The following is a 17723-nucleotide window of genomic DNA, read 5'->3' as shown; positions in this document are numbered from 1 at the left end:
GGGGCGAAGCCATACGGCGGGGCTATCCCGCGATCAACCGGCAGCTTCGCCAGGTGCGATCCATTTCTCGCGTAGTGTGACCAGTTCCTCTGCGGCGGATGGATGCAAGGCCATCGTCTGGTCGAAATCGGCCTTGCAGGCGCGCATGCGGACGGCAACTGCCGCCATCTGCACGATTTCGGCCGCATCCGGCCCGAAGACGTGGACGCCGACGACGCGGTCCGTTGCGCCCTCGACAACAATCTTCATGAGCATTTTCTCATCGCGGCCGGCCATGATGGCCTTCATCGGCCGGAAGCTCCCTTTGTAGATATGGACATCGCTGTATTGGGCGCGGGCTTCCTGCTCGGTGAAGCCGACGGTGCCGATCTCGGGCGTCGAGAAGACGGCGGTCGGGATCGTCGTGTAGTCGACCATCCACGGCTTCTTGCCGAATAGCGTGTCGGCGAACGCGTGGCCTTCGCGGATCGCAACCGGCGTCAGGTTCACCCGATTGGTGACGTCGCCAACGGCGTAGATCGAGGGCACAGACGTTTGCGAGGCGTTGTCGACGACGACGGCGCCTGCGGGATCGAGATGGACGCCGAGGGCTTCGAGGCCAAGATTTTTCGTATTGGGAGAGCGGCCGATTGCGAACATGATTTGATCGGCTTCGAGCGTCTCGCCTCCGGTGATCGTGCCGGCGAGGCCGGATGCCGTTTTCGCGATCTTCGTGAACACCTGCCCGTTGATGATGCGGATGCCGCGCGCCGTCATCGCGGCTGCGAGCGCGTCGCGCAAATCCTCGTCGAAGCCGCGAAGGAATTTATTGCCGCGATAGATCAGCGTCACCTCGGAGCCCAGGCCATTGAAGATCGAGGCGAACTCGACGGCGATGTAGCCGCCACCTGCGATGACAATGCGGCGCGGCAGTTCTTTCAGATTGAACGCTTCATTGGACGTGATGACGTGCTCGACGCCCGGCAGCTCGGTATCGATGTTGGGATGTCCGCCGGTCGCAACTAGAATTGTCTTCGCAGTGACGATCCGCCCCGACGTCGCGAGGCGAACTTCGTTGGCCGAGACGAGCGTTGCTCTCTCGGCAAAGACCTCCACTTTGAATTTTTGGAGAGTGGCGCGATAGGCAGCTTCGAGACGCGATATTTCCTTGTCTTTCGCGCGTATCAGGGACGCCCAATCGAACGTCTCGCTGACGGTCCAGCCGAAGCCCGCGGCATCTTCGAATTCATCGGCAAAGCGGCTGGCGTAAACGAGAAGCTTTTTGGGAACGCAACCGCGGATGACGCAGGTGCCGCCGACCCGATACTCCTCGGCGACGGCGACCTTTGCGCCGTAGCTTGCCGCAATGCGGGCAGCCCTGACGCCACCGGAGCCAGCGCCGATGACGAAGAGATCAAAATCAAAGTTTGTCATGGTGCGTTCTGATGTGAACTATTTCTGATCGGCGGGCGTCGGTGTTGCGCCTGCCCTCATCTCTTCGGCGATCTTGCCTGAGCGACAGCTTTCATTTCTTCGGCCGTGAACGTCTCGGCGTAGAGGTTGGCGAAATCGGTGATCAACTGCTCCTGATAATCGAGGAGCTTCTTCATGCCCTCATCGAACTGCTCGGAACGTTTCTTGCCGGCTTCGGATTTGTCGTCGCCGGCGCCTTTGGCGAAGCCACTCGTCATGGCGTTGATCATGCCGTCCATCTGCTTCTTCACACCCGTGACTTCGAGGAGGTCGCGCGCTGCGGCGACACGCGCGGGATCAGGAGGCGGCGGGGCATCATCCGCGAGCGCTGCGCTTGTGAAACAGATAAGGCACAAAGCAGCTATTCGCAGGGTTTGCCCCATGATCAGACGTCCTCTTCAAAATCGGTTTCAATGCTGGAGATCACTTCAACGCCTTTTGGCCCCGCAATGATCCCGACGTCCGCAATTCCCAAGAACATGCCGGATTCGACGACGCCCGGCACCAGCTTCAGAGCGTCGTCCAGGGCTTCCGGATCGTCAATCAAGCCAAAGGCGCAATCGAGGATATGATTGCCATTGTCGGTTACGAATGGCTTGCCGTTCGTGCCAACGCGCAGCTTCACCTCGCCTTCGCATCCACAATCGGCTGCAAGCTTGACGACCAAGTTCTGTGTCGCCGCCAGTCCGAACGGTACGACTTCGAGCGGTAGCGGGAAGAGGCCGAGATTTTCGACGCGCTTGGAGTTGTCGGCAATGATGACGACGCGATCGGAGGCGACCGCCACGATTTTTTCCCGGAGGAGTGCACCGCCGCCGCCCTTGATGAGCCGGAGGTCCGAATCAATTTCGTCGGCACCGTCGATCGTCAAATCGAGTTCCGGCGTCTCGTCGAGCGTCGTCAGCGGGATGCCCAGCGCCGCCGCCTGAGCGCGAGTCGCTTCCGAGGTCGGCACGCAAACGACCTTGAGGCCGCTTTTCACTTTGGCGCCGAGAAGATCTACGAATTTTGCTGCTGTCGAGCCCGTGCCGAGGCCAAGCTTCATACCGTCTTCAACGTACGTCAGCGCCTGTTCGGCGGCTTGTCGCTTCCAATCGTCATTGCTCATTACGGCCTCAAGCTTTTGCAAAAATCGCGCCCTCCGCGCGGGACCTCTCTAGGCTTCGGTTGCGGCTCTTTCAAGCCAGCCATCCGGGCGGTGCCCTCGTGACGCCGTGACAGGGGCGCCTGAGATGAATACGCTACTTTGAAAACGCGAGGAGAATTCATGCAGGGCTGGACCATCGTCTTCGACCTTGACGGCACGCTCATCGATACCGCACCCGACCTCGCCGAAGCGACGAATCACGTGCTCGCGACGCTCGGTCTCGACCGTATCAACGAACTCGAAATTCGCCCGTTCGTCGGGCACGGGGCGCTGGCGATGATCGAGGGGGCGGTGAAGGCCCATGGCCGGAAGCTATCGGAGCGGGAACTGCACGACCTCTTCGAGGTCTTCATCGTCTATTATTCCGCACACATCGCAGACTATAGCGTCCCTTATCCGCACGTCATCGCGACGCTCGAGGGGCTCAAGGCCCGGGGGGCCACGCTCGCGGTCTGTACAAACAAGATGGAAGCGCAAGCGCGCGCCGTTCTGGAAACGATGAAGCTCGACCACTATTTTTCGGCTTTGACCGGCCGCGATAGCCTCGGCGCCTATAAGCCCGATCCGCGACACCTGACGGGCACCATCGCGCTGGCGGGCGGGCGGCCAGAGACCAGCATCATGATCGGCGACAGCGAGACGGACATCAAGACGGCGAAAGCCGCTTCGATCCCGGTCGTCGCGGTCAGCTTCGGCTACAGCGTCGACCCCGTCGCGTCGTTCGGGCCTGACGCCATCATCGACGACTACCGCCACCTGCCGCGCGCGATCGAGACGTTTCTCGGCACTGCGGTCAATATGTCAGAACCCGGCAGTCGCTCGACATGATTTCCTCGATGAAATGCGCGGCGCCGATGACGCCGCTGCATTCGGGGATCACGTCTTCCTGGCGCATGGCGCAGACATCCAGCCCCGGCGAGAAGCAGAAGAACCTGACGCCTGCCGCGTGCGCTTCCTTGATGAAATCATAGATGGAGCGCGTTTCGTCGGGTTTCAGCCGGATGCCGGCCGCGACCCCGGTCTTCAGCAGCGTGGCCGCGGTACCCGTGCAGATGACCTCGACGTGATAGTCCATTCCGGCGGCGACGGACGCCTGGAAGAGCGGTGCGCTCAAGCTCTCGCCGCTTCGCAGATCGGCGTTCGCCAGGACGATGATGAGCTTCTGCGGCATCGTTGCCCCTCGCTCCGCTGAGGATGAGGGACACACTACGCCCGCGATGACGCCTGCTGCAACCTTGCGACAACCCGCTTCGTCAAACGTCGTGACCGCTGATATAGCGGCGATAGACGAGAATCGTTGCCGGCAGGAACACGAGATCGGCGACGAGTGACGCGAGAAGCGTCACGCCGCAGACGAGGCCGAAGAGCCGAAGCGACGGCAGCTCAGAGAAAATCGTCACGCCGAGGCCGAAGGCGAGCACGATCGTCGTCAGGATGATCGCGGGTCCGACCAAAACGCGAGCGCGCCGGATCGCAAGCTCGGGAGGCACCCCGGGCTTCTCCTCCAATCGCAGGCGATTGAGGAAGTGGATGAGCGCGTCGACGCCGAGGCCAAACACGACGATCAGCGCCACGACGGACGAGAACTCGAGGCCTCCTCCGAGAAAATACAGCATCGCTCCCGTCGTGACGACCGGGAAAAGGCCGGGCATCAGGCTGATGAAGCCGACAAAGAAGGAGCGGAACGCGACGGCGAGCAGCACTGCGGCGATAAGAACGCAAATCGGAATGCTTTCATCAAGCTGCGTGATCATGCGGTGGCTGTTGCGGGCGGCGATCGCCGGCAGTCCCGTCACCGATATTTCATAGGCCGGATAGGCTTTGCGGACCGGATCGAGCGCCTCGTCGACCTTATGGACGAGCGGCAGAATCTGGCTGGCGTCAACGTCCGGCAAGCGGCCCGTGACGAGCACCGCGTCCTGCTCCTTGGCGATGAAGCGGCGGACCAGATGGTCGGGAAGCAGATTGACGTACTTCTTCACCGTTTCGACGTTGTCGTCGCCGTTTTCGCGCAGCCAGCGCCTGAGGCTTTCGAGCGACCAGACGTTGCCGAGACCGGCCGCCTTCTCCAGCGCGAGGTGCGTCTCCTCGATGACTTTGAGCGTGGCGGGATCGTAGAGGCTGGCGCCATTCTTCCAGCGAATCATGACGTGGAAGGGATTGGCGCCGGTCAGCTTGCTATCGATGCGGCCCGTCGCGGCGAGCGCCTGCTCGCGGTCCGGCACCTGATCGGCGAGCCGGTAGCGCGGCTCAAGTTGCAGATGGAGCGAGGCGAAATAGCCGAAGAGCGCAAATGCAATGATCGTGTAAATGACCGAATGCTTGACGACACGGTCGACGATGGCGCCGACGAACGTGCCGAGCGCGTCCATCATACCGTCGGCAGGCGCATGATCGCGCGCCAAAGTCTTTTCATTGCTGATCAGCAGCAGTGCCAGGATCGGCAGCACGACAATGACGGCAACGAAGGAGATGCAGACGGCCATCGCGCCGGCTTCTCCGAACGTGCGGATGAGGCCCGATTCGGACAATAGAAGAGCCAGGAACGCCAGAAGCGTCGCGCCATGCGCCAGTACACATGCGGGACCGACGACGTTTACTGCGAACGTCACGGCCTGAAGCTTGGTATCGCCCTCGCGCAGACGAATGCGAATGGCGGACACCATCTGCATGCTGTCGGCGAAGCCCATCACCAAGATGAGCGGCGTCATCACGTTCAGGAAGAGATTGAGCTTGAAGTTGAGCCAGCCGAGCAGACCCAGCGCCCAGCAGACCGCGATGACGGGTGGCAATGCGGCCACCAGCATCAGCGAGACACGCCGGAAGAACAGGGCGGCGATCCCCGCGCCGAACAGCAGTCCGAGACCGTTGTAGACGATTTGATCGCGCTCGACCGCGTTGCGGATTTCGAGCTGCATCACCGGCGCGCCGGCGAGCTTCACCGAAAGACCGGCAGGCTCGAGATCCTGCTTCGCGGTTTCCTCGATGTCGCCGATGACGGCCTTCGCCGATTTTTCAGCGACGACATCACGGTTGAGCGAGAGAACGATCAGCGCGAGCTGGCCGTCCTCCGACAGGAACTTGCCCTTGACGATGTCGTTGCTCTTCAGAGCGTCGAGGATCTGGTCGAATGCCGGGCCTTCGGGCAGTTCATCCGGGACGATCGGCGGCGCATAGCCGGTGGGATCGGGTTTTCCTCGCGCGGAAAGCATCGAAACGATACCGTTGACCCCGTCGGCGAGTTGCAGGTCAGCGGCGGCCGTGGCGAACGCTGTCAAGCCTTCGCGCGTCAAGAGCTTCTTGCCCTCGACGACCACCAGCACATCGTATTCGCTCGACGGAAAGCGGCGGTCGATTTCTTCGTAGGTCTTGAACTCGGGGGTATTCGTGCGGAAGAGTTCGGAGAGACTGTCGTCGACCTTCAGGCGCAAAAGGCCCATAACCGCAACGACGGTGATGAGCGCCACGAGGATCGTCGAAAGGATCGGTGCCTTGATCCCGACGAGGCCGAGCTTGTTCAAGCCCAACGAGATTAGGTGCGGCCGTTGCGGCTCCGTTGGTTCCAAACCTTCCTCCCCAACGACTTCGATTTGAGAAGCCGCCCCTGCGTCCCCTGCAATCGTGCGTGTGTTTGGCGGGAGACATCGCATTTTGCTGGGGTTGGGTGCAAGGACTACATCGCATGGAACGCAGCGGTAAATGAGCAGTCATCAAGCGTGCGCCGGCATTGCCGACAACTTTGGCTAGAGACGCGCGTTAGAGGGGACGCGAATCACGCCGGATACGCAAACTCTCCTTGCTTCAAGTCCGCGGCCTGTGGAACAGCCTCATTCTCATCCCCCCATCGCCTTGGATCTAGGATCTTCGATGCTCAGAACCTCGCCGCTTCCGATTATCGCCACCGTATTCTTTGCCGCAATCGCCTTGGCCTTCGCGGGAGTGCCGAGCGCCTTCGCGTTGAAAAAGGCGGTCGTCGGGCCCGTCACACTCGAGGTGGCGGACGATTTCAAAGAGGTCGCGGGCGCTGAAACGCCGACCATCCGCCAGGATGCTTCGGGCATCACAGTCGAAGTCTCTGAGCTTCCGCCGGAAGCGCTGGAGGAATTCAGGGGACAGCCGTTTCTCGATTTTCTCGCGAGCCTCAAATATACGAACGCCGCGTACGCCCCCGGTGCGCTGGACCGGAGGGACACCTACAGCTACGTCCTGGCTGATGCTGTTGGGGCCAAGGGATCCGAGTCGCGGTTCCTGCTGATTCTCGGCGATGCCAAACGGGCCGCCATCATCACCGCTTACGCGCCGAAGAGCGAGATCGACAATGGCCACGCGAGCCGCGCCGCGATAGAGGCGATATTGTCGAGTGCTGCCGTCCTACCTGCCGGTGCGGCGAAGCGCTGAGGGCGAAGGCTTTTGATGGCGCTGGCGACACCGCTTCGCGTCGCCGGCCGCGTGACGCGGCGATCCTGGCCGCTTGACAGCGCGAGGCGACGCCTCGCATAAGGGCGCATCCCAAAACGGGCGGTTAGCTCAGCGGTAGAGCACACGCTTCACACGCGTGGGGTCATAGGTTCAATCCCTATACCGCCCACCATCCTTAATGCTTCGCGCATTCGACCACGTGGCTGCCCTTTCGCGCACGCGAACGGCGACGCGAGTGGTTTAATTGTACCATCGAGAGCCATTTATCCCGCTTTTGCCACATTCAGCGCAAATTCGGCCATCAAACGCCGTCACTAAGGTCAACTGGGGGAGCCCGAGGGAGAATACTATGTCTATCAGGGGAATGAGCGTCGCGTTGCTGGCGCTGTGTGCAATCGTCATGGCTACGCCCGAGAGCCGTGCGGCGTCCGCGCACGAGATCGACGCCAGCGTGCACGAAACGATGGAGAGATTTTTCTACAAGGTCGGCGGCGCGCGCGATCTCGCGAACAAGGCCGTCGGCATTCTCGTTTTTCCGTCCGTCGTGAAAGCCGGGTTTGGCGTCGGCGGCGAATACGGCGAAGGCGCGCTTCTCGTACATGGACGCAACGCCGGTTATTACAATACCCTGTCTGCCTCGTTCGGCTTTCAGCTTGGTGTGCAGGAGCGGTCCGTCATCATTGCGTTCATGACGCCCGAAGCACTCGATCAGTTTCGGCGCACGTCAGGGTGGAAGGTCGGGGTCGACGGCTCCGTCGCCATCATCACCGTCGGCATCGGCGGCTCGATCGATACCAACAAGATCACGAGCCCCGTCGTCGGCTTCATCCTCGATCCGAAGGGCTTGATGTACAATCTCACGCTCGAGGGATCGAAGATCTCACGCATTTCAAAGTAAGTCCGGTTCTCGCGGATTTGACTGGGCTGTTCCCTACGGAACAGCCCAGTCAGCCAGAAAAATGCTGTCCTGCCCCGGTTCACGAAGGGGTACGCATGCAAAAATCATTTTTGAAGGGTGGCGCGTTTGGCGCCGCCGTTATCGTATTCGCCGGCCTTGCAAGCGGCGTTGCACACGCAGAAACCTATGTCTTCGACAGCCGGCGAACGGAAGTCCGCTTCGTCTACATGATGGGAATTTCGAAGCAGCAGGGCCGCTTCAGCAAAGTCGACGGCACCGTACAATTCGACGAGCACGCTCCGGAGCGGAGCCAAGTCGTTGCGACCGTCGCGACGGCGAGCCTCGGGACCGGCGAGCCGATCGTAGACGACGAACTGAAGGGCCGGGATTTCTTCAACGTCATTGCCGATCCCGTCATGGCTTTCAAAAGCCGGGCCGTCCGCTCGACCGGGCACGATACGGCCGAGATGACCGGCGACATGACGGTGAATGGCATCACGAAGCCTGTCACTTTCGAAGTGTCGCTTCATCCGCATGACGACCCGGCGCTCAAGTACACGATCGGCGCCCGCGAGTTCGTCGCGAAAGGTCACTTTCAGCGCAGCGCGTTCAACATGACGGCGTATCAATCGATGGTCGGCGACGACATCGAAATCGAGATCGACGCCGTCGTCCGGAAGAAGCTTTAGCTCGGATCGATCATTTGCAATTCCGGGCAGTAACGAAGCACGTAGATCCAGCGTACACCCCGTAACGTAGTCATTATGCAGCGAGCCCGCATCAGCGCAGCCCTACTGCCGGAGCGACCCCTATGGTACCGAACCGCACATCGTTCTCGAAGCCAGACCGCTGGTTTTTTTGGCTCACACTCGCCGCCGCGATCATCGGTGTCTTGTCGTTTTTGAGCGGATCGCGGCTCGTCGCTGAGGAAGGCGTGCCTATCCCAGCGCCGGTCGTCGATGAGCGTCCGGCGGCGGATGCCGGTTTGGAGACTACGGTGCTGGCCGGCGGCTGCTTCTGGGGCGTCCAAGGCGTGTTCCAGCACGTTGCAGGCGTGGCTGGCGCAACGTCCGGCTACACGGGCGGTAAGCGGGAAGATGCGCACTACAATGTCGTCGGCACGGGCGATACGGGCCATGCCGAGTCCGTCCAAATCAAATTCGATCCCAAAACGATCAGCTACGGGAAGCTCTTGCAGATCTACTTCTCGGTCGCGCACGATCCGACGTTGCTCAATCGCCAGGGACCCGACTCAGGAACGCAATACCGCTCGACGATTTTCCCGCAGAACCCCGAGCAGGGCAAAATCGCGGAGGCGTATATCGCTCAGCTCGGCAACGCTCACGTCTTCCCAGGGAAGATCGCGACGACGGTGGAGCCTGGCCGCACGTTCTATGCAGCCGAGGACTATCACCAGAATTTTCTGACGCTCAATCCGACCTATCCGTACATCGCAATCAACGACATGCCGAAGGTCGAGAACCTGAGGAAGCTTTTCCCGCAAAACTATCGGGCCGCGCCGGTGTTGGTCGCGACCTCAAAGCCGACGAACTGACAGTCCCAATTTGATCGTTGTCTGGATCCCGGCCGTCGCCGGGATGACGTTGCCGAAGATGCTTCGGCGTCGAGTGCTTACGCGTTGCGGACCATTGGCTCGAGGTCTTCGGTATAGATTGAATACATCGGTTCATCCTGCAGGATAACGTCGGTGTATTCGCCGTAACCGTTGAAGCGTGTCGCCATGGCGCGCGCATAGGCACCGAGATTGCCGATCTCGATGTAGTCGCCTTCGCGGACAGACGCGGGCAGCATGAACGGCCCTTTCATGCGATCGATCGAATCGCACGTCGGGCCCCAGAACTCGAACGGCTCGAGCGGCTCGTTCGGATCGAGCCCCGGGCGGATCAGCCGAACCGGGAAGATGAAGCCCAGATGCGCGCTGTCGAAGAGCGCGCCGTAAGAGCCGTCGTTGATGAACAGCTGGTTGCCGGGCTTCCTGAGATCGACCTTTACGATCAAGCTCTCGGCTTCGGCCACGAGCGCCCTGCCCGGCTCGCAGATCAGGCGGCAATGCTCGGTCACCGGCATCTTCGCCATCGACGATTTGATCACCTCGATGAAGTCGGAAAGCCGGGCCGGCACACTGTCGGTGTAACGAGAGGGGAAGCCGCCGCCGATATCGATCGCGTCAACGACCACACCCGCTTTCACGATGTGTTTCTTCACTTCCTCGAAGGCCATTGCATAGGCGTCCGGCGTCGTCGTCTGCGAGCCGACGTGGAACGTGATGCCAAGCTCGTCGGCGACTTGGCGCGCCTTGACGAGCAGACGCTGAGCGCGCTGCCCCGAAATGCCGAATTTATGCTCGAGAGGAACGCGGCTGTTTTTCGCCGGCACGGAGATGCGGACGAACAGCTCGAGGTCTTTCGCGCCGTCGGTCTCCTCGACGATCTTCTGCAGCTCGTCCTCGCTGTCGAGGGCAAAGCACTTGATATCGTAGTCGAAATACGCGCGCCGGATGGCAAAGCGGGATTTGACCGGATGCATGAAGTGGAGACGGACGCCCGGAATGGTCGCGGCGTCTTCGAGTTCCGCCACGGAGGCGACGTCGAATTGCTTGATCCCCGCGCCGAAGAGCGCGCCGATCAGAAAGACGGAGCTGTTCGCCTTGTAGGCGTAGGCCACCTCGCCCGGAAAATTTTTGATGAACCAGCGCGCGGCGCGACCGGCCGCATGTGGACGAGCAGCGAAGACCGGAAGATCCGGCTTCATCTCGGTCACCATTTCTAGGGCGGTGGCAAACTTCTCCATCGCGAAAGAACCTCCTGCGGAAGACCTATCCGGTTTCGCTCGCGGCAGCCGAGCAATGTCGGCTCTGGATGATATATTGAAGGGGTGCATTTAGGTATCTCGGCCCCCGCTGTAAAGCCTTTCGGAACCCAAACGCTTCCCAGGGTCGCTGGATTCTCGCTCCGTGGCGAGGGACTGCCACGAATGACGCACCTTGCGATGCCTTTTGGCATCTCTCACGCGCGACACATGTCAGTTTGATGAAGGTCGGGCGAACGCGAATCGCCGGCTAGCTGCGTCCGAGGACGAGAATCGCGCGCCCGTCACGCAGAGACTTCTCGCTCGCCACGTCCGGCCGCGGCGCCGGGATGCGTTCGCCGCGATCCTGCTGGCGGCGAAGGGCGCCTGATCGCGCGATACGGGCACGCTCGGCCTTTTCCGGACTCGTTCGCATCTCCCAATCGGTGACGAGTGTGTCTTGGAGGAAATTCTCCCAATTGCCGAGAACCGTGAAACGCTGCCGTTCGAAATCATGCTCGATACCGACAGGCGGCGTCGCGCTGGTCGAACAACGTCCGAGGATCGTTTCGCTGCCTTCGGCCTTGTAGCGCAACTGAAACGGGGCGTCGGAGGGTGGGATGCTGACGGCTTCACCGGCGGCGATGAGGTTGTCGCTTTGAAAGTCGCTCGGGAAAAGCACCGTCGCGACGCCCGCTCCATCGACGCTGATAACGGTCAGGTAGCATTCGTTGTCGGCCTCGGCCTTGATGGTCACGAGGTCGCCTGGCAGGGGCCGCGGCTTGTCGAACCACATCGTCAGCCCGATCTCCGACTTGACGTCGCGCAGGAAGCCCGCCGACGCCGTGGTTTGGACCGGCGCATCCGTACCTTTCAGAAGCGAAAAGAGGTGCTCGAGCTCATTGCGGGAGAGCACGCCATGCAAGAGGCGGCGTGCGAGCGGCGCGGCCGCGCCCTTCGCATCGGCCAGCTCTTTCAGAAATTCCGGACGCTCAAGACCTGTTTCGCCCAGCGCCACCTCGAAGTCGGCGCCCTCGCGATAGCGGCGCGCCAAGCCCGTGACCAGCTCGTCGCCGTGCACTCTCATGTCGAGATCGACGCCAGCAACCTTGGCGGCTGCGCGATAGCGATCCCATCCGCCGAGCATCAACAACGCATTTTCGCTATCGGTACCAAAGAGCGGCAGGGCGGCACGACGGTCGGGCGCCATCGGTCCCGCGGCGATATCGACTGGGCCAGCGGCGCGGAAATCATCCTTGGCTTGCACCAATCCGTCCGTGTGGCACGCAAAGCAATTGGCGCCGGCTTTCGTCACCGGTTCGACGGCATCGGCCTCGACGCCTGCGTAGGGCTTTTCGATTCCCGGCAACGCACGGTCGACGCGATTGCCTGCGGCATCGAAAAGCGCGAACGCGTAAAACCCGTTCGGAAGCGCGAACAGCGCGCGTATCTGGTCGGGCTTGAACGGCTGCTTTGCCGTCGTTGCCGATTTCGGACCTTGCGGGCGCTCGAAGACATCCTGCTCGCCAGTGCTTGTCGCGAAGTCGTAGGCGAGCCAAAGACCGGCCGGCTTTCCGGGGTGCCTTTCGATCAGACGGTTGCCGCGCGTCACGGCGCTTTCGCGGATTGCGATGCGACGCACCGAGCCCGCTCGAATGTTCGCATCCAGGTCAGTCCCGTTCATTGTCGCGAGGCCGGCGAGCTTTGTGGGAAGCCCGAGCAGTGCGTAATAGAGCGGCGTTTCTCCGGCCGCGGCTGCGAGCCAATCGCCGTTGACGATGACCGCAGGGCTGTCGGCGGTTTTCACGACATCCGGCGCGACGACGTGCAGGAGAGCCGGAGGATATGCCTTTTCGATCAGCTTCCAGCGCGTGTCGTCCCAGCCGTAATCGGCGAGGCGGAAGGAGAGCACCGTGCCTGCGTCGTCGAGCGGCGTCAGCTTTAGCGGTTCAGGCGCCCACGACAGACTGTTCATGAGCTTGTTGAGCGCCTTGCCGTAAGCCGTCATTTCGGCGGCGGTGGCGCATGAGTTGTAGAGATGGACGAGTGAGACGAACCGCACGTCCTTGCCTTGATCGCGTTCGAGGTGCTGCGCCTCTCGCATCATCTTATCGATCGCAGCGGGGCGCACGGGCTGGCGCGACGGGCAACTCTGTACGGTGGGAGCAAGATCCTTGATCCACCGGCGAACGGCCAGAATGTCATCCGGTGTCGGCTCAGGCTTGGCGTCCGGACCGGTGAAAACATCGAGCGGCGCATGCCGCGTTTCGAACACGTCGTAGAGACGCGACGCGTCAGGGAGGCCGGCCTTCACCAGAACGGGATCGCGCGCCTGATCTTCGATCGCCAGAATGTTCGCGAGGCCGCCGGATGGGAGCGGCCGCTCCAGCCGCCCGGCCTGGTGACAGCGGGCGCAGTGGGTCTCCAGCACGCTATAGGCCTTCGCGGCGCGCGGCTCGTCGGGACGGGCCGGTACCGATACGGCAGCGTTCTTCGTGGCGTTGGGACTGACCTCAGCGATGGCAAGATTGCTTGCGAGCGCCAAGCCGACGAGGCTCGCGAGCAGGCATGCCGAATTTATCAGGTGTCTCAACCGCACGTCCTTGGGGCCCCCGCCCGGTCTTTTTTCTTGTCCGCCGCTCCCTAGCGGCCGGGCGCGGCACCATCGTGGCGCGGCCCGTCGAGTCGCCGCGGCGTGCCGTCGTTAACAGAGATGAAGAATTCGTTAAATCGCTGAAGTGCGAGTTAGGCATTCCGAGACTTCAAAATCGACCGGAAAGCAAAGATCGGTTACAAAGATCTTACTTCAATCGATCAAACAGGCGCAGGCAGCTAACGATGGACCTCAAGGCAGCAAGGGATCGGAACTCGCCAGCCGACCGTATGGCTTTAGCGACCATGATGATCTGCTTCCTCGCGACTGGAGGACTCTTGATCACGACGCTTGCCCGTATGCCACACGCTCAAGTTCACGACGCACAGATATCAAGCACTGCCACTGCGAAGTAGTTCACTTGTCTATCTGACTTTTCCCTCGATCCTGACTTTCTAGATCCATACCGATCCGATTGGGCCCCTCGCCATCAAGCGCGGGGCCCTTTTTCTTTCCTGCTCGACCGGCTTGCCCGACTGGCTTGCAGGACTGGCGGCCTCGTCCATCAAGGCGTGCCGGCGCCTGAGCTTTTCACAATCACCACGTAGCCGCCGGCCTTGAGCTCAGCGACGACCTGCTCGAGATGTCTTCTATCGCGCGTCTCGATGACGAGATTGAGCTCGGTGCCTTTCGCCGGCACGTCAGTGAAAACGCGCTGGTGGTAAACTTCGACGACGTTCGCACCGGCTTTGCCGATAATGCCGGAGACCCTGGCGAGCTGGCCGGGACGATCGGGAATATCGATGGCGAGGCGTGAGAGGCGGCCATCGCGCGCGAGTTCGCGTGTCAGCACGCTCGCGAGCAGCCGCGTATCGATGTTGCCGCCGCAGAGCACTAAACCGATTTTTTTGCCTTTATAAAGCCTGTTGGCTCCGATGAGTGCTGCCAATCCCGCGGCGCCAGCGCCTTCGACGACGGTCTTCTCGATCGTTATCAGCAGTGAGACGGCGCGCTCGAGATCGGCTTCCGAAACCAGCAAGATATCGTCGACGAGGGTTTCGATGATCTGCTGCGTGAGGCTTCCCGGTGCCGTGACCGCGATGCCTTCCGCAAGCGTATCGCCACCGACGGGCAGTGACGACTTTTTCACCGCGTTGAGCATCGAAGGATAGAGTTGGGCCTCGACACCGACGACCTTGATATTCGGGTTGATCGCTTTCGCCGCGATCGCCATGCCCGAGATCAAGCCGCCACCGCCGATCGGCACAATCAGCACGTCGAGATCGGGGGCGGATGCGAGCATTTCGAGTGCCACCGTCCCCTGCCCCGCAATGATCGCGGGGTCGTTATACGGGTGGACGAAGGTCATTCCGCGATCGGCGCCGTAACCGACGGCAAAGCCATAGGCTTCCTCGAGGCTCTGGCCTTCGAGAATGACGTTGGCGCCGTGGCCGCGGGTATTCTCGACTTTGATCGTCGGCGTCCAGGCCGGCATGATAATCGTCGCGGGGATGCCGAGGCGATGGGCATGGTAGGCGACGCCTTGCGCGTGATTGCCGGCCGACATCGCGATCACACCGTTCTGGCGCTCTGCCGGGGACAGCGAGAGCAGCTTATTCAGCGCGCCGCGCTCCTTATAGGACGCCGTGAATTGTAGATTCTCGAATTTCAGCCAGATCTCGGCGTTGAGCAGCGTGCTCAGTGTCCGGCTCTGCTCGAAGCGGGTCGGGATCACTGCGCCCCGAATGGCGTCGGCGGCGCGGACAATGTCGTCATAGCCGACGGCAAGCTCAGGCGGATGAAACGTCGCTAATTTGGTCATTATCTTCCGGCAGGTTTGATCAGTTTTGCAGGTCTTATCACACTCGGTATCACACTCGGTATCACACTGGCACGCGGTTGGCCCTCAGCGCTTTTTGCGAAGTTCTTTAGCGCAGGGGAGCCGAGGCCGAGGCGTTATACCGTTCAGCGTCCGCTCAGGTAGGGTCCGTTTCAATTGCGGGCGCGGAATTCAATATGTCTGTGACTTCTGCTGCGGAGATATTGCATGGCTGCCCTGCCCGCGAAGACGGTTTTTGCCGTAGCCGTCACTCTTGCCGCCGTTCTTCCCTTGAGGCCGTTACTAGCCGATCCCTCCAGCTCGAGCGCGGCCTCGACCGGCCAGAGATTCGAGTATGGCCCCTACGGGTCGCCGAACAACGCCGGGGGCGGCGGCCAGGCGATCCCACCAAACAATGCCATGGATCCCCCCGGCGACGACGACGGGGGCGCTGCTGAACGACCGCCTACTGACGATAGGAGCGCGGCGCCCGCTTATCGGGACGACTATCGGGGCGACAACCGGGACGAGCGTGGGAATGCTCAATCCGGCGCTGACGACAACGACGATGATGCGGACGCGCCGCCATCTGTGGATGGACAAGCGCCGCCACCACACGACGCCGCCGGGGCTCCTCCGCCCGGCGATTACGATCGGGAATTGCCTCGCGTCGAAGTTCGCGCCAGTGCGCCCGACAGCAACGTTCCCTACGAAATCCGCGAGCACGATGCGCGGAGCGCCGCTATCGCAGCGTGGCGCAGCAAGGTCGCGGATCGCTTCGGCCCCGAGTTCGCCCACTGGCGCACCGCCGCCAACAAGCACGTCGACTGCAGGCCCGATGCCCGCGAAGGTCTCGTGTGTATTGCGAGTGGGCTGCCTGTGCGCGGATTTGACCGGTACGGACGATGGCGTCGCGAAGGCCACTATTGAGAACGCTCTCGCAATCACTTCACTCACTTTTGAGAGCGCTCTCCCGATCGCTTCTCTGGGGCCGCCATCCCTGTTGATCATCTCCGTCGATCATCTCAGTTGTTCCATCTGTTGATTCATCTGTTGATTCCGGGGCTTCTTTTTGCCATCAGCCGCAGAGGTCGAGCCGCGCTCCCCGTGGGCCGCTCTCCCCGGTCGATTGGCGCAGATGGGAAATCACAACATGGCGAAAGTTGCGTGGCTGGGGCTCGGTGTCATGGGCTATCCCATGGCGGGTTATCTCAAAACGCGCGGCGGCCACGACGTCGTCGTCTACAATCGGACGACCGCCAAGGCCGAGAAGTGGAAAGAGCAGTTCGGCGGAACCATTGCCGCAACGCCGGCGGAAGCGGCGCGCGACTGTGATGCCGTATTTGCCTGCGTCGGCAACGACGACGACGTGCGGAGCGTCACGATTGGGCCGGACGGCGCCTTCTCGACGCTCAGACCCGGCGCGATTTACATCGATCACACGACGGCTTCGGCGAAGGTCGCGCGCGAATTGTCGAAGATCGCGGACGCCCAAGGATTCAAATTTCTCGATTGTCCAGTATCGGGTGGACAGTCGGGCGCCGAGAACGGGACGCTGACGGTGATGGCCGGCGGCGACGAAGCTGCCTTCGCAGCCGCTGAGCCTTTCATCAAGAGCTACGCACGCAGCGTTCGGCTTCTCGGCCCGTCGGGATCGGGACAACTTGCGAAGATGGCGAACCAGATCGCGATCGCGGGCCTCGTGCAGGGGTTGGCCGAATCCATTCATTTCGCGGAGTGTGCCGGGCTCGACATCCAAGCGTTGATCGAAACGATCTCGAAAGGCGCGGCGCAGTCCTGGCAGATGGAGAACCGCTGGCAGACGATGCATGGGCGTAAGTTCGACTTCGGCTTTGCCGTCGACTGGATGCGCAAGGATCTCGCGATCTGCTTCGATGAGGCTCAGTCGAACGGCGCCGATCTGACGGTGACCAAACTCGTCGATCGATTTTACGCCGAGGTCCAGGAACTCGGCGGACGACGCTGGGATACATCGAGCCTCATCGCCCGGCTCGACGCGAAGAAAGAAACTTGAGAAAGGTTTTGTTTCTCGCGTGCGAATTATACCTCCGCCCGCTCGCTCTTCGACGAGCGCTCGGTGATCGCGAACTGCAGCGGCAATGCGGTGGTGTATTTGATCTGCTCCATCGCAAAAGCCGATGAGACCTTGGCGATGTCGACGCGGGAAATGAGCTTCTTGTAGAAAGCGTCGTAGGCAGCGATGTCGGGGACCGCGACGCGGAGCAGATAATCGATGTCTCCCGACATGCGATAGAATTCAACGACCTCGGGAAATTCGGCGACGGCTTCGTGGAACTTCTCGAGCCACGTCAGCGAGTGCTTGTCCGTCTTGATGGACACGAACACCATCACTCCCGCGTTCACCTGCTGCGCGTCCAGAATCGCGACGCGGCGCTGGATGACTCCCGATTCCTCGAGTTTCTGAACACGGCGCCAGCATGGTGTGGTCGATAATCCGACCTCCTTGCCGATGTCGGCTACCGGGCGAGTGCAGTCCTGCTGGAGAAGGCGCAGGATCTTAACGTCCATTTCATCCAACATTCGGCCGCCCTTCGATCAAGAAACA

The 17723-nt window shown here is 61.4% G+C and carries 16 protein-coding genes and 1 tRNA gene; 8 read left to right on the top strand and 9 right to left on the bottom strand.

The features are described from left to right. Nucleotides 1–33: 33 nt before the first annotated feature. The 3 genes from gor to rpiA are packed head-to-tail and all read right to left on the bottom strand — an operon-like array spanning nt 34 to nt 2560. Entirely contained in the window at nt 34–1413 is a 1380-nt protein-coding gene (gene gor / locus AC1DK3_RS08210) for a glutathione-disulfide reductase (RefSeq protein ID WP_477191746.1), read from the bottom strand. Between the two features lie 56 nt (nt 1414–1469). Next, on the bottom strand, nt 1470–1835 hold the full coding sequence (locus AC1DK3_RS08205) for a DUF2059 domain-containing protein (protein WP_477191745.1): 366 nt from the start codon (nt 1833–1835) through the stop codon (nt 1470–1472). 2 nt (nt 1836–1837) lie between these two features. Beyond that, nucleotides 1838–2560 carry a ribose-5-phosphate isomerase RpiA gene (gene rpiA, locus AC1DK3_RS08200; RefSeq protein ID WP_477191744.1) on the bottom strand — a complete coding sequence of 241 codons (723 nt, stop codon included), beginning with the start codon at nt 2558–2560 and terminating at the stop codon, nt 1838–1840. A gap of 159 nt (nt 2561–2719) precedes the next feature. On the opposite strand from rpiA, the gene AC1DK3_RS08195 reads away from it, so the two are divergent. Beyond that, nucleotides 2720–3427: an HAD family hydrolase gene (locus tag AC1DK3_RS08195; RefSeq protein ID WP_477191743.1), complete on the top strand. Its 708-nt coding sequence runs from the start codon at nt 2720–2722 to the stop codon at nt 3425–3427. Here the strand turns inward: AC1DK3_RS08195 and AC1DK3_RS08190 are convergent. Both AC1DK3_RS08190 and AC1DK3_RS08185 read right to left on the bottom strand, forming a co-directional pair. Then, entirely contained in the window at nt 3393–3770 is a 378-nt protein-coding gene (locus AC1DK3_RS08190; protein WP_477191742.1) for a DsrE family protein, read from the bottom strand. The genes AC1DK3_RS08195 and AC1DK3_RS08190 overlap by 35 nt on opposite strands. A gap of 82 nt (nt 3771–3852) precedes the next feature. Further along, nucleotides 3853–6249 (bottom strand): efflux RND transporter permease subunit, encoded by a 2397-nt coding sequence (locus tag AC1DK3_RS08185; protein ID WP_477191741.1) that lies wholly within the window; start codon nt 6247–6249, stop codon nt 3853–3855. Nucleotides 6250–6466: 217 nt separating this feature from the next. On the opposite strand from AC1DK3_RS08185, the gene AC1DK3_RS08180 reads away from it, so the two are divergent. The 5 genes from AC1DK3_RS08180 to msrA all read left to right on the top strand — a co-directional run bounded on the left by AC1DK3_RS08180 (nt 6467) and on the right by msrA (nt 9471). After that, nucleotides 6467–6997: a hypothetical protein gene (locus AC1DK3_RS08180; protein WP_477191740.1), complete on the top strand. Its 531-nt coding sequence runs from the start codon at nt 6467–6469 to the stop codon at nt 6995–6997. 118 nt (nt 6998–7115) lie between these two features. Continuing rightward, nucleotides 7116–7190: transfer RNA gene (locus AC1DK3_RS08175), tRNA-Val, on the top strand. A 177-nt stretch (nt 7191–7367) separates the two neighbouring features. Beyond that, complete coding sequence (locus tag AC1DK3_RS08170; RefSeq protein ID WP_477191739.1) at nt 7368–7916, top strand: BPSL1445 family SYLF domain-containing lipoprotein; 549 nt, start codon at nt 7368–7370, stop codon at nt 7914–7916. Nucleotides 7917–8011: 95 nt separating this feature from the next. Continuing rightward, nucleotides 8012–8605 (top strand): YceI family protein, encoded by a 594-nt coding sequence (locus AC1DK3_RS08165; RefSeq protein ID WP_477191738.1) that lies wholly within the window; start codon nt 8012–8014, stop codon nt 8603–8605. 122 nt (nt 8606–8727) lie between these two features. Then, nucleotides 8728–9471, top strand: coding sequence for a peptide-methionine (S)-S-oxide reductase MsrA (gene msrA, locus AC1DK3_RS08160; protein ID WP_477191737.1), 744 nt, complete (start codon nt 8728–8730; stop codon nt 9469–9471). Between the two features lie 77 nt (nt 9472–9548). On the opposite strand, the gene AC1DK3_RS08155 is transcribed toward msrA, so the two are convergent. From AC1DK3_RS08155 to AC1DK3_RS08145, 3 genes are all read right to left on the bottom strand, one after another. Beyond that, on the bottom strand, nt 9549–10727 hold the full coding sequence (locus AC1DK3_RS08155; protein ID WP_477191736.1) for a type III PLP-dependent enzyme domain-containing protein: 1179 nt from the start codon (nt 10725–10727) through the stop codon (nt 9549–9551). Between the two features lie 268 nt (nt 10728–10995). Continuing rightward, complete coding sequence (locus AC1DK3_RS08150) at nt 10996–13323, bottom strand: DUF4384 domain-containing protein (protein ID WP_477191735.1); 2328 nt, start codon at nt 13321–13323, stop codon at nt 10996–10998. A 559-nt stretch (nt 13324–13882) separates the two neighbouring features. Next, nucleotides 13883–15139, bottom strand: coding sequence for a threonine ammonia-lyase (locus AC1DK3_RS08145; RefSeq protein WP_477191734.1), 1257 nt, complete (start codon nt 15137–15139; stop codon nt 13883–13885). Between the two features lie 225 nt (nt 15140–15364). Between AC1DK3_RS08145 and AC1DK3_RS08140 the strand changes: the two genes are divergently transcribed. Next, on the top strand, nt 15365–16066 hold the full coding sequence (locus AC1DK3_RS08140) for a hypothetical protein (RefSeq protein WP_477191733.1): 702 nt from the start codon (nt 15365–15367) through the stop codon (nt 16064–16066). 208 nt (nt 16067–16274) lie between these two features. Next, nucleotides 16275–17171 carry an NAD(P)-dependent oxidoreductase gene (locus AC1DK3_RS08135; RefSeq protein WP_477191732.1) on the top strand — a complete coding sequence of 299 codons (897 nt, stop codon included), beginning with the start codon at nt 16275–16277 and terminating at the stop codon, nt 17169–17171. A 26-nt stretch (nt 17172–17197) separates the two neighbouring features. Here the strand turns inward: AC1DK3_RS08135 and AC1DK3_RS08130 are convergent, their stop codons facing one another. Beyond that, the gene (locus AC1DK3_RS08130) at nt 17198–17695 is read right to left on the bottom strand and encodes an Lrp/AsnC family transcriptional regulator (protein ID WP_339086921.1); all 498 of its coding nucleotides are present in this window, start codon (nt 17693–17695) and stop codon (nt 17198–17200) included. Nucleotides 17696–17723 lie beyond the last annotated feature (28 nt).

The organism is Hyphomicrobium sp. 01T421 (assembly GCF_056398805.1).
Note: the sequence above shows the minus strand (reverse complement) of the source record. Positions and strands in the feature narration are given on the sequence as shown.

What these genes read in the sequence shown, in the direction of transcription:
- AC1DK3_RS08155 (WP_477191736.1), bottom strand. Translation starts at nt 10,727, where the DNA reads ATGGAGAAGTTTGCCACCGCCCTAGAAATGGTGACCGAGATGAAGCCG.
- AC1DK3_RS08195 (WP_477191743.1), top strand. Translation starts at nt 2,720, where the DNA reads ATGCAGGGCTGGACCATCGTCTTCGACCTTGACGGCACGCTCATCGAT.
- AC1DK3_RS08205 (WP_477191745.1), bottom strand. Translation starts at nt 1,835, where the DNA reads ATGGGGCAAACCCTGCGAATAGCTGCTTTGTGCCTTATCTGTTTCACA.
- AC1DK3_RS08165 (WP_477191738.1), top strand. Translation starts at nt 8,012, where the DNA reads ATGCAAAAATCATTTTTGAAGGGTGGCGCGTTTGGCGCCGCCGTTATC.
- AC1DK3_RS08185 (WP_477191741.1), bottom strand. Translation starts at nt 6,249, where the DNA reads ATGCGATGTCTCCCGCCAAACACACGCACGATTGCAGGGGACGCAGGG.
- AC1DK3_RS08170 (WP_477191739.1), top strand. Translation starts at nt 7,368, where the DNA reads ATGTCTATCAGGGGAATGAGCGTCGCGTTGCTGGCGCTGTGTGCAATC.
- msrA (WP_477191737.1), top strand. Translation starts at nt 8,728, where the DNA reads ATGGTACCGAACCGCACATCGTTCTCGAAGCCAGACCGCTGGTTTTTT.
- AC1DK3_RS08180 (WP_477191740.1), top strand. Translation starts at nt 6,467, where the DNA reads ATGCTCAGAACCTCGCCGCTTCCGATTATCGCCACCGTATTCTTTGCC.
- AC1DK3_RS08145 (WP_477191734.1), bottom strand. Translation starts at nt 15,139, where the DNA reads ATGACCAAATTAGCGACGTTTCATCCGCCTGAGCTTGCCGTCGGCTAT.
- gor (WP_477191746.1), bottom strand. Translation starts at nt 1,413, where the DNA reads ATGACAAACTTTGATTTTGATCTCTTCGTCATCGGCGCTGGCTCCGGT.
- AC1DK3_RS08140 (WP_477191733.1), top strand. Translation starts at nt 15,365, where the DNA reads ATGGCTGCCCTGCCCGCGAAGACGGTTTTTGCCGTAGCCGTCACTCTT.
- AC1DK3_RS08190 (WP_477191742.1), bottom strand. Translation starts at nt 3,770, where the DNA reads ATGCCGCAGAAGCTCATCATCGTCCTGGCGAACGCCGATCTGCGAAGC.
- AC1DK3_RS08135 (WP_477191732.1), top strand. Translation starts at nt 16,275, where the DNA reads ATGGGAAATCACAACATGGCGAAAGTTGCGTGGCTGGGGCTCGGTGTC.
- rpiA (WP_477191744.1), bottom strand. Translation starts at nt 2,560, where the DNA reads ATGAGCAATGACGATTGGAAGCGACAAGCCGCCGAACAGGCGCTGACG.